This is a genomic window from Flavobacterium sp. WC2421 (assembly GCF_040822115.1).
Lineage (GTDB): Bacteria > Bacteroidota > Bacteroidia > Flavobacteriales > Flavobacteriaceae > Flavobacterium.
On record NZ_CP162004.1, the window covers coordinates 1,092,995 to 1,109,509 of the forward strand.

Consider the following 16,515-nt stretch of genomic DNA (forward strand, 5'->3'; position numbering starts at 1 on the left):
ACAAAGCAAAATAATTTATGAAAAAATATATTCTTTTAATCTCCCTATTTTTTACAAGTTTTATATTGCTTTCCCAAGTCCAAAACAAACCTAAAGTAGGCTTGGTGTTAAGTGGCGGTGGTGCCAAAGGATTTGCTCATATAGGTGTTTTGAAAGTACTGGAAGAAGCAGGTGTTAAAATTGATTATATTGGAGGAACAAGTATGGGCTCAGTAGTTGGGGGATTGTATGCTTCAGGTTATACAGCATCACAAATAGATTCTATATTTCAATCCACTAATTTTGATGAATTAATAAATGATTTCATTCCTAGGTCTTCTAAAAATTTTTATGAAAAAAGGAATGATGAGTTATATGCATTAGTCTTGCCTTTTGATAAATTTAAAATTGGTATACCGGAAGCGCTTTCTAAAGGGATGTACAATTTTAACTTATTAAGCAGTTTGACTAGAAACGTAAGGCATGTAAGAGATTTTAATAAATTACCAACTCCATTTTTATGTATAGGTTCTAATATAGAAACAGGGAAACAAGTAATTTTAGATAAAGGGAATTTGGCGCAAGCGATGATTGCCAGTTCTGCATTTCCATCTTTGTTTTCTCCAGTTGAAATTGACGGAGCACTTCTGGTGGACGGAGGAGTTACTAATAACTATCCAATTGATGAAATTCGAAAATTGGGTGCTGATATCATAATTGGGGTGGATGTTCAAGATGATTTAAGGGACAGAAACTCGCTTAAAGATGCTACAAAAATTTTAGTTCAAATTACCAATCTTCATTCGATAGAAAAAATGAAAAGTAATATTGAAAAAACGGACATTTATATAAAGCCTGATATAAAAGATTATGGTGTGATATCATTTGATAAAGGAAAAGAGATAATTAAAAAAGGAGAAGATGCAACTTTTTCAGTTTATGAAAAGATAAAAGTGTTGGGGGAGGGCTCAAATTATTACAGTAAACCTAAATTAAAAATTCAATCGGACAGTTTACAATTAAAGAATATAAATTGTAATGAATTAGATAATTTTACAAAAGAATATGTTTTAGGGAAGTTGCGTTTCAAACCAGGTTCAAAAATAACATACCAACAACTAGAAAAAGGAATAAACAACATTAATGCGACTAATAACTTTAGTGTTATAAACTATACATTAAATTCCAATGCTGGAGATGATGATTTAGACCTTAATTTAAAAGAAAACCCAATAAAATCTTATTTGAAATTTGGTTTACATTACGATGATTTATTTAAAAGTGGAGTTTTGGTAAATTTCACTCGCAAAAAAACTTTTTTTAAAAATGACATTGCTTCATTAGATATTGTTTTAGGGGATAATTTTCGATATAATTTTGATTATTATATCGAAAATGGATACAATCTAAGTTTGGGGTTTAAGTCTAATTTCAATCAATTTAGTCGAAACATACCAAGTGAGGTCAGTGGTTTGGATTATGGTGCTTTGGGAGTAAATTCAATCTTTGTCGATTTTTCGGATTTGACAAGCCAAGCTTATTTTCAATCCCTGTTTGTTCAAAAATTTTTAATAGGTGCTGGAGTTGAGTATAAATATTTAAAAATTAAGTCGGAAACCTTAGCAAATACGGATCCTATAATTGACAAAAGTAGTTATCTGAGTGTTTTTGGATATATGAAATACGATACTTTTGACAACAAAGACTTTCCGAAAAAAGGGTTGTATTTTTCGGGAGATATTCAGTCCTATTTCTTGTCATCAAATTATACGGGAAAGTTTAATCCTTTCTCTATTGCCAAAGCTGATTTTGGTGTAGCTGCCACATTATTCAAACATGCCACAATAAAAATTCAATCCGAAGCAGGTTTTTCATTTGGTAATGAGAGTGTCCCTTATTTCAATTTTGTATTAGGAGGGTATGGTTTCAATACCATTAATAATTTTAGACCGTTTTATGGTTATGATTTTTTAAGTATAGCGGGCAATAGCTATATAAAAACAACAGGAACGGTTGATTATGAGTTTTATAAAAAAAACCATTTGAATTTTTCGGCTAATTTTGCCAATTTGGGCAGTAATATTTTTGAAACAGTTGATTGGATATCAGTTCCTAAATATTCGGGTTACGCAGTAGGATACGGTTTAGAAACTATTGTTGGTCCTTTAGAAATTAAATATTCATGGTCACCAGAAAACGCAAAAGGGTATACTTGGTTTAGCATCGGATTTTTATTTTAAATTCAATCTATTTCATTAAAAATTCCGATATTTGTTATAATGAAAACAAAATGGACAGGTTTATTAGAGTATCTTCAATTCCTTATCAAGAGAAATCCTGAATAAGTCACTATTTTTTGATTTAGAATAACGAATAGCAAAGCCTACTCGCTTTATTAGTTACACTTTAAAACAAAAAAATCATGCCATTATATCATAAATTAGGGGTTTTCCCTCAAAAAAGGCACACTCAATTTGAAAAGCCAAATGGAGGTTTGTACTACGAACAGCTCTTTGGTACTGAAGGGTTCCATGGAAACTCTTCATTGCTATATCATGTCCATAGGCCAACACAGGTAAAGGAAATCAATAAGTCCTACTCAGTTGAACCTAAAATTGCTATTGGGAAAAACATAAAATCATTATTGCTTAAAGGGTTTGAATTAAAATCCGCAGATGATTTTTTAGACAGTCGCAAAGCCATGCTAGTCAATAAAGACTGTACAATTGGGCTTGCAGCACCTCGGAAATCATTGACAGACTATTTCTATAAAAATGCCGATGCTGATGAAATGATTTTCATTCATAAAGGAAAAGGAAAATTACGTACCATGATGGGGAATATCCCTTTTGAGTATGGAGATTACTTAATCATACCGCGCGGAATTATTTACCAGATTCAGTTTAACACAACAGACAATCGCTTGTTTTACGTCGAGTCGTTCGCCCCTTTTTATACGCCAAAACGATATAAAAATGAATCGGGACAACATTTGGAGCATTCGCCATTTTGCGAACGAGATTTTATTTTACCAAACGAGTTAGAGACACACGATGAAAAAGGAGATTTTTTAATCAAAATCAAAAAAGAAGGAATGATGCATGAAGTAGTCTATGCTACGCATCCCTTTGATGTTGTGGGTTGGGACGGTTACAATTTTCCATACGGATTCAGTATTCATAACTTCGAGCCAATAACGGGTCGTGTTCATCAACCGCCACCAGTGCATCAAACGTTTGAAACTTCAACTTTTGTAGTATGTTCGTTTGTTCCTAGATTGTATGATTACCACCCAAAAGCAATTCCAGCGCCTTACAATCATAGTAACATTGATAGCGATGAGGTGTTGTATTACGTAGATGGTGATTTCATGAGCCGCAATAATATAGAACAAGGACACATCACATTGCACCCCAAAGGAATTCCCCACGGTCCAGCGCCAGGGGCCATGGAGCGTAGTATTGGTCACACAAGTACTGAGGAGTTAGCCGTTATGGTAGACACTTTTCGCCCACTGATGGTAACCGAAGAAGCTATGGGATTAGACGATGGGCAATATTATAAGTCGTGGGTGGAGTAGTTTAAGGAGCTATTTCCTGCTATCTGTTGCAATCTTTTTTTCGGTAAAAACCTCAAAAAAGGATTTCCACTACTATCAGGGCTAGGGCTTAAGTGCAAATAAATAACAATTTTCAAATCAATAAAATCTGTGTAAATCAATTTGATCCGCAACAGTTGGGTACTAAAAGTAGGTTTCACATAAAAAAATAAATACAATGGCAAAGGAAGTTAAATCAGTAGAATACGGGCTAGAAAAAATATTTGAAGGAGCGCAAGATTTCCTTCCATTATTAGGAACGGATTATGTAGAATTCTACGTAGGAAATGCAAAACAATCCGCACATTATTATAAAACCGCTTTTGGATATCAGTCCTTGGCGTATGCTGGATTAGAAACAGGAGTTAGAGATCGCACTTCTTATGTGTTAAAACAAGATAAGATTCGTATTGTACTTACTACACCGTTAACACAAGATTCTCCAATACATGAGCATTTGAGAAAACACGGAGATGGAGTAAAAGTTGCGGCACTTTGGGTTGAGGATGCTACAAGCGCATACGAAGAGACTATGAAACGTGGTGCACGCTCTTTTATGGAGCCTACTGTTGAGAAAGACGAACATGGAGAAGTAGTGCGCTCTGGAATTTATACCTATGGTGAAACCGTTCATATATTTGTAGAACGTAAAAACTATAATGGTGTTTTCTTACCAGGATATAAAGAATGGAAATCGGATTATAATCCAGAGCCAACAGGATTGAAATACATTGACCACATGGTAGGAAATGTGGGTTGGAACGAAATGAACACTTGGGTGAAGTTCTATGAAGAAGTAATGGGATTTGTAAATTTCCTTTCTTTTGATGACAAACAAATCAATACGGAATACTCTGCTTTGATGAGTAAAGTAATGTCTAACGGAAATGGAAGAATAAAATTTCCGATCAACGAACCTGCCGAAGGAAAGAAAAAATCTCAAATCGAAGAGTATCTGGACTTTTATGGCGGACCTGGAATACAGCATATTGCCATCGCTACTGATGACATTATTAAAACGGTAAGCCAGTTAAAAACAAGAGGAGTAGAATTTTTATCGGCACCACCTCATACCTATTATGAAGCAATTCCGGAACGTTTGGGAGCGCATATGGGTATGATGAAAGAAGATATCAATGAAATTGAAAAATTAGCCATTATGGTTGATGCCGATGAAGATGGATATTTATTGCAAATTTTCACAAAACCAGTACAGGACAGGCCAACTTTATTTTTTGAAATTATTCAAAGAATGGGTGCTAAAGGTTTTGGAGCAGGTAACTTCAAAGCACTTTTTGAATCAATAGAACGTGAGCAACAATTGCGAGGAACGTTGTAAAAGGCGGTTTTTTTTGCATAATGTGAAAAAATAACTATTCAAACGACTGTAATTTTGTCAATGTTTTGTTAAACTTTTTTTTTTGAATATAAAACTAAACTTGTTGACTACCTTTGCACTCGCAAAATGGAAGGGGTGGTTTCCTTCCGTATTGATATAAATTTCATAATTTATAGTTTTTTGGTTAGTTAATAGCATAAAAACTCAGTCATTATTTGACTGAGTTTTTTTGTTTTAATATATTTGGAACAACTTTTGCAAGAACAGTCAGTAAAAGACAAAGTAAGTTATGAAAAAAATAATACTATTCTTAATATTGATTTTAACTGTAAGTTTTGACTCTCATAATGATGACGCCTATGATGTGGGTGAATGGTTTAAGTTTCGAATCCATTATGGGTTTGTCAATGCAGGTTATGCCACGCTTGAAGTAAAAGACGCCACCATCAATAATAAAAAAGCATTTCATGTAATTGGGAAAGGATATACCACAGGGATGTCTCGATTTTTCTTCAAAGTAGATGATTTATACGAAAGTTATATCGATAAAGAATCTGGGAATCCATCCCAATTTGTAAGAAAAATAAACGAAGGGGGCTATACCAAAAGTCAAGAAGGGTTTTTTAATCAAGCATCAAATAAGATTTTGGTGAAAGATTATAAAAACAAGAATGAAAAAACCTTTGTAATTCCCAAAAATACTCAAGATATCTTATCGGCTTTCTATTATTTAAGAAATTATCCAAGTATTGATAAAATTAATCCTGGGGAATCGATCGTGATTGATATGTTTTTTGATGATGAAACCACAAAATTTAAGTTAAAGTTTATAGGTCGTCAAGATATTACCACTAAATTTGGCGTCGTGTCTTCAATGGTTTTTAGACCATTAGTTCAATCAGGACGTGTTTTTAAAGAACAAGAAAGTTTAACTGTCTGGATTTCAGACGACGACAACAGATTGCCTATTCGGATAAAAGCAGAGCTTGCGGTAGGGTCAATCAAAGCAGATCTAGATGCATTTAAAGGATTAAAAAATCCGTTTAAAATAAAAAACTAATGAACATTAATGCGAATAAAGAAGCAATTTTAAAAGAAATTGAACTTAAATATGATTCCATAAATCAAAAAACAGAAACGCAACTCGAGGGCTTACTTTGGTCAAAACCCATTACATATTGGGATTATATCCAAACTGATGCCTTATTGAATTTACAAATTCAAAGAACGACACTCCCAGATGAAATGGTTTTTATCATGTATCATCAAGTAAATGAATTAATTTTTAAAATGATTCTTTGGGAAATGAATCAAATTGGTTATTCTCAAAATAGTAATGCCGAATTTTTTTCAGAACGATTAATGAGAGTGAGTCGTTATTTTGATATGCTTACCACATCATTCGGTATTATGGAAGAGGGCATGGATGTTGATCAATATATGAAATTTAGAACTACTCTTACTCCTGCAAGTGGTTTTCAAAGCGCACAATATCGCTTAATAGAATTTTCTTCTACTGATGTAATTAACCTTATTGACTATCGTTTTAGAAATAAAATAGAGGTTAAAGATTCTTATGAAAATGCATTTGAACATTTGTATTGGCAAGCTGCCGGAAAAGATTATCAAACAGGTGAAAAATCCTATTTGCTAGAAGAATTCGAAAAAAAATACAAAGGGATTTTCATGCGTCACATGGAAGAATATAGCACCATTAATATTTGGCAAAAATTCAAACAACTACCAGAAATAGAACAAAAAAAACCGGAAATTATAAAGGCAATGCGTCATTTTGATTATACGGTAAATATTACTTGGGTGATGCAGCATTTAAATGTTGCCATAAAATACATCGATCAAAGCGGTAAGGGAGATGGAGAAGCTACTGGAGGAAGTGATTGGAAAAAATACATGCACCCTAAATACCAACGAAGGATATTTTTTCCAGAATTATGGAGCGATGAAGAGTTGGCTAATTGGGGTGTAGAAAAGTAAGTTGAATTAAAAAAAAGAGACGGTTTGAAGCAGGTATTCATGATTATCATAGTATTAACCACAATACTATCTTGTAATAAGTCTAATGATAAATCCGAAAATGTAGTTAAGGTTAAAACCGTAAAACCTATTGCAGACAATTCTGATTTTGGGTTTAATTATTCTGATTTTAATGTTGTACAAGATACTGTAAAAAGAGGGGATACTTTTGGAACAATTATAGATAAACAAAATATTGGAGATAGAAGAGTATTTGAGATTGTCAAAAGTGTAAAAGACACTTTTGATGTTAGGGTAATAAGACCTAATAAACCTTATACGATGCTTCGGTCAAAGGATAAAACAAATAAGTTACAGGTTTTCATTTATCAACCCGATGCTATAAATTATTATATTTTTGATTTACGTGATTCTGTAGTTGTAGCTCATAAAAGAACAAGGCCCATAACCATTAAGAGAAGATCTATTGGTGGGGTTTTAAAAGGATCTCTATCAGAAACCTTAGGTAATGCAAGTGTTGAAGCAGCTCTAGCTAATAAAATAACAAAAATATATTCTTGGTCTATTGATTTTTTTAAACTTAAAAAAGGGGATCGATTTGGCATCATTTTTACGGAAAGATTTATCAATGACTCTGTATATGATGGAGTAGAAAATCTGGAAGCGGCATTTTTTGAATATAAAGGTAAAATCATATATGCCTTTCCTTTCGCTCAAAACGAATCTTCGGGCAAGATTGAATATTACGATGAAGAAGGTAAGACATTAAAAAACTTCTTTCTTAAAACCCCTATTAAGTTTAGTCGAATTACTTCTCGATTTACAATGAGTAGATTTCATCCTGTACAACACAGATGGAAAGCTCATAAAGGAACTGATTATGCTGCGCCAACAGGAACGCCTATTTCAACTACCGCAGCGGGAATAGTTGAAAAGACTGGATATACAGCTGGTAATGGAAATTATGTTAAAGTAAAGCATAATAGTACTTATTCTACTCAATATTTACATATGTCAAAAATATTGGTGAGACGTGGTCAACATGTAAATCAAGGAGATGTGATAGGAAGAGTAGGTAGTACGGGATTAGCTACTGGTCCTCATGTGTGTTATCGATTTTGGAAAAACGGAAAACAAGTCGATGCCTTAAAATTAAACTTACCAAATGGAGAGCCGATGTATGGAGCTAATAAAACTCGTTTTTTAAAATATATAGAGCCCTTAAAGTTTGAATTAGATAGTATAGCTAATTTATAATTTTAATCATAGTTTACATAATTTAGAGAGAACAGGTCAATTTATAATTGATTTTGTTCTCTCTATTTCATTGTAGCCCTATTATCTTTTCTATTTCTATTAAATTGTTATATAAATCAAAAGTGTTTATCATTTAAAACTAAATTCTGTATTTTTGCAAAAAAAATAATATTAATATTAGAATCTCGATATAAATGGCCTTAAATACAATAAATCCTACAGATACCCTTTCGTGGGGGAAGCTTCAGAATCATTTTACTGAAATGCAAAAAGTTTCTATGAAAGAAATGTTTGAAGAAGATAAATCAAGAACTGAAAAATTTAATCTACAATGGAATGATTTTTTAATTGATTATTCTAAAAACATTATCAATCAAGAAACAATTACTTTATTGTTGGATTTGGCAAATGAAGTGGGACTAAAAGATGCAATTGCTGAATATTTTGAAGGAGCATTAATAAATCAAACCGAAAATAGAGCGGTTCTTCATACTGCCTTAAGAGCTAAGGAATCAGCTGTTGTAAATGTTAATGGTGAAAATGTAGTCCCAGAAATATATGATGTAAAAAGTAAAATTAAAGCTTTTACAAATGAAGTAATTTCAGGAGCTAGAAAGGGATATACAGGAAAAGTATTTACTGATGTGGTAAATATTGGTATTGGTGGATCTGATCTTGGCCCTGTTATGGTTGTGGAAGCCTTGCAGTTTTATAACAATCAGTTAAATGTTCATTTTGTTTCAAATGTTGATGGGGATCATGTAAATGAAGTTGTTAAAAAGTTAGACCCAGAAACTACACTTTTTGTAATTGTTTCTAAAACGTTTACAACACAAGAAACACTTACGAATTCTGAAACAATTAGAAAATGGTTTTTAAAATCGGCTACACAAGAGGATGTTGCGAAACATTTTGTTGCGGTTTCTACTAATATTCAAAAAGTTACCGATTTTGGAATTAATCCTGATAATGTTTTTCCAATGTGGGACTGGGTTGGTGGACGATTTTCCTTATGGAGTGCAGTTGGACTTACTATAAGTTTAGCAATTGGCTTTGATAATTTTGATGAATTATTAGGTGGTGCTAATGAAATGGACGATCATTTTAAAACGGCAGATTTTGATAAAAATATGCCAGTGATTTTGGCTTTATTAAGTGTTTGGTATAATAATTTCTTTGGTGCCGAAAGTGAAGCATTGATTCCTTATACACAATATTTACAAAAACTAGCTCCCTATTTGCAACAAGGAACTATGGAGAGTAATGGTAAAAGTGTAGGGAGAGACGGTAAGCCAGTTAATTATGAAACGGGAACTATTATTTGGGGAGAACCAGGAACAAATGCACAACATGCTTTTTTTCAATTAATCCATCAAGGGACAAAATTAATTCCATCAGATTTTATTGGTTATGTAAAGCCATTATATGGAGATGAAGATCACCACGATAAATTGATGTCTAACTTTTTTGCACAAACTGAAGCTTTGATGCAAGGAAAGTCGGCAGTCCAAGTTCAATCAGAATTTGATAAACAGGGACTTTCAGCCGATAAAGCTAAATTCCTTCTTCCATTCAAAGTGTTTAATGGTAATAAACCTACCAATACTATTCTTATTGATAAATTAACACCAAATTCTTTAGGTTCGTTAATTGCATTATATGAGCACAAAATTTTTGTACAAGGAGTGATTTGGAATATATTCAGCTTTGATCAATGGGGTGTAGAATTAGGGAAACAGTTGGCTAATTCTATTTTGGAAGAAATCAATACTGAAAAAGTTAAAAGTCACGATAGTTCAACTGAATTTTTATTGAATTATTTTTTGAAGAATAAATAAATTATATTTTTTTAATTTGTTATAAAAAAACTCGAATTTTACTAAAACTCGGGTTTTTTTATTTTTCCCAACTCTGTATTTTATATTTACTTTTTTTACTGAATTGCTATTTTCAGTGGGTTATTGAGGTTTATTTCGCATTATTTTCTGTAAAATGAATGATTTATTGATTTTTTATTTGAAAAAATATTATTTGAAAAAAAAATTTCTTAACATTGCGTTAACTTTTTAAGGTAAAAATGTTATAATTTTGCCAAAAATTAATAAACTAAATAAAAATGAAGACAATGAAAAATTGGTTACTCTCTGGATTACTGTTTTTAGTAGCTGTAAGTGCATTTTCTCAAGGGAAAATAACTGGAACAATTACTGATGGTCAAGGTTCATTACCTGGTGCTAATGTTGCTATTAAAGGTTCAGCAACTGGAGTATCTGCGGATTTTAATGGTAAATTTTCAATTAATACTACAGTTACATCTGGAGAATTAGTTATTTCTTTTATAGGTTTTGAACCTAAAACAATCAAATTCTCTGTTGCAAATGGTGCTACAAAAAATGTAGGAGCTATTGTTTTAACTTCAAATTCTAACGATTTAGATGAAGTGGTTGTTACAAGTACTATTCTTGGAATTGCAAAAGACAGAAAAACTCCAGTTGCTGTTTCAACAATTAAAGCATCTGAAATTCAAGAAAAATTAGGAACTCAAGAATTCCCTGAAATCTTAGCAAATACACCTTCAGTATATGTAACTAAACAAGGTGGTGGTTTTGGAGATTCAAGGATTAATATTCGTGGTTTTGATCAAAAAAACGTAGCTGTTATGATAAATGGTGTTCCTGTGAATGACATGGAAACGGGTGCTGTTTATTGGAGCAACTGGGCTGGACTTTCTGATGTAACTTCTGCTATGCAGGTTCAAAGAGGTTTAGGTTCTTCAAAATTAGCTATTTCATCTGTTGGGGGAACAATAAATGTTGTTACTAGAACTTCAGAAATGAAAGAAGGCGGGTCAGTTTCTACAGGTTTTGGTAATGCAAATTATTTAAAAGTTCAAGGTTCTTACTCTACAGGATTAATGAAAAACGGTCTTTCAGCTTCTGTATTGTTAAGTTCAACTACTGGAGACGGTTATGTTGACGGAACTAAATTTGAAGGGAAAAATTATTTTATTGCTTTTGGTTATAAACCAAATGACAAACATGATATTCAATTTACTTTTACAGGTGCTCCTCAATGGCATCACCAAAGAAGTTTTGCTAACCCATTGTCAGATTATCTTAAATATGGTAAAAATGGGGAGCCAAACATTAAATACAACTCTGATTGGGGTTATAAAAACGGTGAGGAATATTCTTTTTCTAGAAACTTCTATAGTAAACCGGTTGCCTCTTTGAATTGGGATTATAAAATCAATGACAAGACAAAATTATCATCTGTATTCTATGGTTCATGGGGTAGAGGTGGAGGAACGGGAAGTATAGGAAAAAGTCCTTATTCTTCTTCTTACAAAACTGCTGACGGATTGCTTCCTATTGATGAGTTTGTTAAATATAATACTGGTCAGCCTAACACTGTTGGTACAAATTCAGCGCCTTATCTTGCTTCAGTTGGTGGAGAGCGTATTGCAAGTTCTTCAAGTTCCACTGGAGGTTTTATAAGAAGAGCTTCTATGAATTCACATAACTGGTACGGTGCAGTTATAGATTTAAATACAAAATTATCGGATAAATTGACTCTTGATTTTGGTGTTGACGCAAGATCATATGTTGGATTTCATTACAGAATTTTGACTGACTTACTTGGTGCTGATGGATTTAAAGATACTTCAGATAAAAACAATCCATCAAGAGTGTTATACAAAACGTACGATGCTACACCAAGCTTGAATCCTTTTGTAAATATTAAAGATCAAGAAAAAATTGCTTACAATAACAATGGTTATGTAAACTGGTTAGGTGCTTTTACACAATTAGAATATTCTAATGAAAACCTTTCTGCATTCTTTCAAGGAGCAATTTCTGAGCAAGGATTTAAAAGAGAAGATACTTTCCTTTATTTAGCAACCGATCCTCTTTATAAAACTAAATTTGAAAATTTATTAGGTGGAAACGTAAAAGGTGGAGTTAATTATAACATCAGCGAAAAAAGTAATGTATTTGTAAATTCAGGTTTTTACTCTAAACAACCATTCTTTAATGCGGTTTATCCAAATAGTCAATCTATAGTAGCTTCAAACTTAGTTAACGAAAAAGTTTTAGGTTTAGAAGGGGGATATGGTTTCCGTTCTTCAATGTTTAGTGCTAATTTAAATGTGTATTACACTTCTTGGAAAGACAGATACCAAAGAAATTCTGATTCAGCGGCTGATAATATTGGTGGATATTATGACTTTAATGGTCTAACTGAAATTCACTCAGGTGTTGAGCTTGAAATGAATGCTAAGCCATTACCAAAATTAAGCTTGAATGCAATGGTTTCTATTGGAAACTGGATATATAAAGGGAACGTAGCTAGTAATAGATACGATGCTGAAAACAATAAAATAAGTGGTGGTACTTCTACAACTTTATACTTAGATAAATTAAAAGTAGGTGATGCTGCTCAAAATACAGCTAGTATTGGAGCAAGATATGAAGTGTTTGAAAGAGTAAGTTTAGATGCTAACTATAGAGTTGCTGATAAATTATATGCTTCAATTGACCCTACTAAATTTACAACTGAACAAAATGATGGAACATTACAATTGCCATCTTATGGTTTAATGGATGCAGGTTTTTCATATAAAATGTTAGTTGGTAAAGACAAAAGTGACTCTGTTAGTTTCAGATTAAATGTAAACAACGTTTTAGACGAAGTTTATATCTCTGAATCAAGAACTAATAACTTTGCTACAGGTAATACACCTACTTATGATGGTGTTGCTACTACAAATCAAGTTTATTTCGGATATGGAAGAACTTGGAACTTTAGTTTGCGTTACAACTTCTAAGAGTTAAATTAATATATACTAAAACGGCATTCACTTTAAGTGTAATGCCGTTTTTTTATGCTTTTTTGTTTATATTTGTTTTAAAAAAATAATTACTCTATGTACGAATTTATTGTAAAATTTCATTCTGGTTGGGCATATTTAGCTCTTTTATTGTTAGTTGTTGCAGTTTTTAATGCTGTTCTTGGTTTAGTTGGTAAAAAAGAATTTACTGCTAAAGACAGAAAAATTGCTATTTTTGGATTGATAGGGACACATACGCAATTGTTGATTGGATTGATTTTGTATTTTATTTCACCAAATGGGTTTTCTGCTATTGTTAATTCAGGAATGGGTGAAGTAATGAAAAATGCTTCACTTAGATTAACTGCTGTAGAGCATCCAGTGATTAATATTATTGCAATAACGCTCATTACAATAGGCTGGTCAAAGCACAAAAAATTAACAACAAGCGAATCTAAATTTAAAACATTTACTATTTTTTATACGTTAGGTTTAGTACTAATTTTAAGTAGAATACCATGGAGTTTGTGGTTTTAAAATAAAAAAAAGTCCTTTTTACAGGGCTTTTTTTATCTAGGTACGGTTTTTGTAAAAATGCATTACATAAAAAAGAAATATGAGAAAATTAATAACATTGTTTTTTTTAATAGCTATTATAGGTTTGGCAAGTAGTCAAAGCTCCATTGCGGATAAGATAAAAACATCTCTACAAAAACCTACAATACAAAAAGACACTGTAAAAAAAACAAAAACGATAATTGCACAGCAAGAAGTGGAGAAAGACACTTTGACAGAAAAAATGGGAAAATTGCTTCCTTATAAAAAAGGGTCACATGCTTCTTATTATGCTGACAAATTTCATGGTCGACGTACTGCTAGTGGAATCCCATTTGATATGAATAAGTATACTGCTGCCCATAAAAAATTCCCTTTTGGTACTAAATTAAAAGTGACAAATGAGGCAAACGGTAAGTCGGTTATTGTAGAAGTTATTGATAGAGGTCCTTTTGTAAGATCAAGAGAAATTGATCTTTCTAAAAGAGCTTTTATGGAAATTGCTAAAAATAAAGGGATAGGAGTTATGACAGTTACTATTGAAGTTTTTACAAAATAACTATATAACTATCCCCATGTTTTATAGGGATTAGCGCTTAGATAAGAATTGTAATAGCGCTTGTCATTTGTTACTTCTTGTCCTAGCCAGTATGGTTTTTCGAAATTTTCATTTTCTGAAGTAAGTTCTATTTCGGCCATAATTAGGCCTTCGTTTTCTCCGTGAAATTCATCTATTTCAAAGATATGTTTTCCTTTTTTTACTTCAAAACGAGTTTTGTCGATTACCCCTTTTTCACATAGTTCAAGTAATTTAGTTGCTTCGTCGATTGAAATTTCCTTTTCCCATTCAAACCGGGATAACCCTGACTCGCTAGAGGCTCCTTTTACGGTCATAAATGCACGATCTCCTTTTGTTCGAACTCTAACAGTTCGTTCTGGAGCGGAGCTTAAATACCCTTGTTTAATTCTGTTCTGAGTAAAAGCTTCTTTTTTGAATGCTTCTGAGGTAACCAAAAATTTTCGTTCTATTTCAATCATTTCTTATCGATTTGTCTTTTTTTGTAGCTTCTTCCAGCACTTCACTGTATCTTTCTTATACTGAACTAGGTTTCAAAATCTTGAAACTAGTTCAGTATAAGAAAGGATGTCGCTTCGATCTGGGCTAAAAGATGACATCAAATGTATCAAATAATTCCCTTCATTTGAATGTTTTCAAGTAAAACCTATTTAAATTTGTGTCATGCTTGATAACCCAATTAATAGAAAAATTATTCACATTGACATGGATGCATTTTATGCTTCTGTAGAGCAAATGGATAATCCTGATCTACGAGGGAAGCCCATTGCAGTTGGGGGATCAGAAAACAGGGGGGTCGTTGCTGCTGCTAGTTATGAGGCTAGGAAGTTTGGAGTACGTAGTGCGATTAGCGGTGTCATGGCTAAAAAAAATTGTCCAGATCTTATTTTTGTAAAACCTCGTTTTGATAGATATAAAGAGATTTCTGGAAAAATCCATAAAATTTTTAGAGAATATACGGATTTGATTGAACCGCTGTCGCTAGATGAAGCCTATCTTGATGTAACAATAAATAAAAAGGGAAACCCCAGCGCGAGTTTATTAGCCGAAGAAATTAGATTACGCATTTTTAAGGAAGTAGGGCTAACAGCTTCTGCAGGAATTTCTATTAATAAATTTGTTGCTAAAATAGCCAGTGACTATAATAAACCGAACGGACAGAAAACAGTAAATCCGGATGAAGTTATTTCATTTTTGGAAGTATTGCCCATTCGAAAATTTTATGGAGTTGGAAAAGTGACCACTGAAAAAATGTATCAGTTGGGGATTTTTACGGGAGTTGATTTAAAAAGTAAATCATTGGAGTTTTTAGAGAAACATTTTGGGAAATCGGGTAGTTTTTATTACCATGTCGTACGTGGAATTCACAATAGCGAAGTTAAATCGGATCGGATAACTAAATCAGTTGCTGCAGAACATACTTTTGACGTTAATCTTTCGTCGGAGGTTTTCATGATTGAGCAATTAGATAAAATCGCTACATCATTAGAAAAAAGATTGAAAAAACATACGATTTCTGGAAAAACAGTTACCTTAAAAATTAAATATAGTGATTTTACACAGCAAACAAGAAGTAAAACACTTCCTTATTTTATTTCAGACAAAGGGTTGATTTTGGAAACAGTTAAGGAACTTTTGTATCAAGAAAAGATGAAAGATTCTGTAAGATTACTTGGGATATCCATGGGGAATCTAAATACTGAAGTTAAAAAAGCGGTTATAGTTCAACTTAGATTTGCATTTTAAGCAAGGGAATGTGTAAGGTTCAACAATAGTTAAAACATTCTTATTGGTGTATTATTTTTCGAATATCAATTATATTTGATAAAAATAAGTCTCATGATTAACTTTGAACACTACGAAAATGCTGTCGCTGAACATCATAAGAGTATAAGAATAAAAACGACTCCAGTATCTTCTTGGGATTTTCATTGTGTCATGATAAATGATATGAAAAATTCATTTATAGATTTTAATATGTTAGAGCAAATTGCCTCTATGTATAAATGGAATAATCCATATTGGGATATAAAAAATAAGCTTTCAGAAGAAGAAGTGATTATTGTAACTGATGCTCAGTTGTCGATTGTTTTTGCCTCGCAAAACATCACTAAAATGAACGGTTATACACCAGATGAAGTGATTGGTAAAAGTCCAAGTATGTTTCAGGGGAAAAAGACTAGTGCTTTTGTATCAAAACAAATTAGAAAAGCAATTCAACTTAAGCAACCATTTGAAAAAAAGATTTTGAACTATAAAAAAAATGGAGATATATACACCTGTTTAATTAATGGTTATCCCATCTATAATGTAAGCGGTGAATTTTCACACTTCATTGCTTTTGAAAAAGCAGCATAAAAAAAACCTTCCAAATTTGAAAGGGT

At 32.4% G+C, this 16,515-nt stretch carries 13 protein-coding genes; 12 read left to right on the top strand and 1 reads right to left on the bottom strand.

From position 1 onward, the window contains the following. Positions 1-17 precede the first annotated feature (17 nt). The 10 genes from AB3G33_RS04615 to AB3G33_RS04660 all read left to right on the top strand — a co-directional run bounded on the left by AB3G33_RS04615 (position 18) and on the right by AB3G33_RS04660 (position 14,113). Positions 18-2,219, top strand: coding sequence for a patatin-like phospholipase family protein (locus tag AB3G33_RS04615; RefSeq protein WP_367772983.1), 2,202 nt, complete (start codon positions 18-20; stop codon positions 2,217-2,219). 182 nt (positions 2,220-2,401) lie between these two features. Beyond that, positions 2,402-3,559, top strand: a complete 1,158-nt coding sequence (locus AB3G33_RS04620) for a homogentisate 1,2-dioxygenase (RefSeq protein ID WP_367772985.1) — start codon at positions 2,402-2,404, stop codon at positions 3,557-3,559. A 196-nt stretch (positions 3,560-3,755) separates the two neighbouring features. Next, a complete protein-coding gene (gene hppD / locus AB3G33_RS04625; protein ID WP_367772986.1) occupies positions 3,756-4,916 on the top strand; it encodes a 4-hydroxyphenylpyruvate dioxygenase in 1,161 nt (386 codons plus the stop codon). A 289-nt stretch (positions 4,917-5,205) separates the two neighbouring features. Beyond that, the gene (locus tag AB3G33_RS04630) at positions 5,206-5,976 is read left to right on the top strand and encodes a DUF3108 domain-containing protein (RefSeq protein ID WP_367772987.1); all 771 of its coding nucleotides are present in this window, start codon (positions 5,206-5,208) and stop codon (positions 5,974-5,976) included. Continuing rightward, positions 5,976-6,911: a tryptophan 2,3-dioxygenase family protein gene (locus tag AB3G33_RS04635; protein WP_367756483.1), complete on the top strand. Its 936-nt coding sequence runs from the start codon at positions 5,976-5,978 to the stop codon at positions 6,909-6,911. The genes AB3G33_RS04630 and AB3G33_RS04635 overlap by 1 nt, the downstream gene beginning before the upstream one ends. Before the next feature lie 24 nt (positions 6,912-6,935). Beyond that, entirely contained in the window at positions 6,936-8,168 is a 1,233-nt protein-coding gene (locus AB3G33_RS04640; RefSeq protein ID WP_367772988.1) for a peptidoglycan DD-metalloendopeptidase family protein, read from the top strand. A gap of 194 nt (positions 8,169-8,362) precedes the next feature. Further along, positions 8,363-10,006, top strand: a complete 1,644-nt coding sequence (gene pgi, locus AB3G33_RS04645) for a glucose-6-phosphate isomerase (protein WP_367772989.1) — start codon at positions 8,363-8,365, stop codon at positions 10,004-10,006. A gap of 278 nt (positions 10,007-10,284) precedes the next feature. Further along, positions 10,285-12,996, top strand: coding sequence for a TonB-dependent receptor (locus AB3G33_RS04650; protein WP_367772990.1), 2,712 nt, complete (start codon positions 10,285-10,287; stop codon positions 12,994-12,996). A gap of 99 nt (positions 12,997-13,095) precedes the next feature. Next, complete coding sequence (locus tag AB3G33_RS04655; protein ID WP_367772991.1) at positions 13,096-13,536, top strand: hypothetical protein; 441 nt, start codon at positions 13,096-13,098, stop codon at positions 13,534-13,536. Positions 13,537-13,615: 79 nt separating this feature from the next. Beyond that, positions 13,616-14,113, top strand: coding sequence for a septal ring lytic transglycosylase RlpA family protein (locus AB3G33_RS04660; RefSeq protein WP_367772993.1), 498 nt, complete (start codon positions 13,616-13,618; stop codon positions 14,111-14,113). Positions 14,114-14,121: 8 nt separating this feature from the next. On the opposite strand, the gene AB3G33_RS04665 is transcribed toward AB3G33_RS04660, so the two are convergent. Beyond that, on the bottom strand, positions 14,122-14,592 hold the full coding sequence (locus AB3G33_RS04665) for a CYTH domain-containing protein (protein WP_367772994.1): 471 nt from the start codon (positions 14,590-14,592) through the stop codon (positions 14,122-14,124). 202 nt (positions 14,593-14,794) lie between these two features. Here AB3G33_RS04665 and dinB point away from each other — a divergent pair, with 202 nt between their 5' ends. Together dinB and AB3G33_RS04675 are read left to right on the top strand one after the other, a co-directional pair. Beyond that, positions 14,795-15,877: a DNA polymerase IV gene (gene dinB / locus AB3G33_RS04670; RefSeq protein ID WP_367772996.1), complete on the top strand. Its 1,083-nt coding sequence runs from the start codon at positions 14,795-14,797 to the stop codon at positions 15,875-15,877. A gap of 93 nt (positions 15,878-15,970) precedes the next feature. Further along, positions 15,971-16,489, top strand: a complete 519-nt coding sequence (locus AB3G33_RS04675; RefSeq protein WP_367772997.1) for a PAS domain-containing protein — start codon at positions 15,971-15,973, stop codon at positions 16,487-16,489. Positions 16,490-16,515 lie beyond the last annotated feature (26 nt).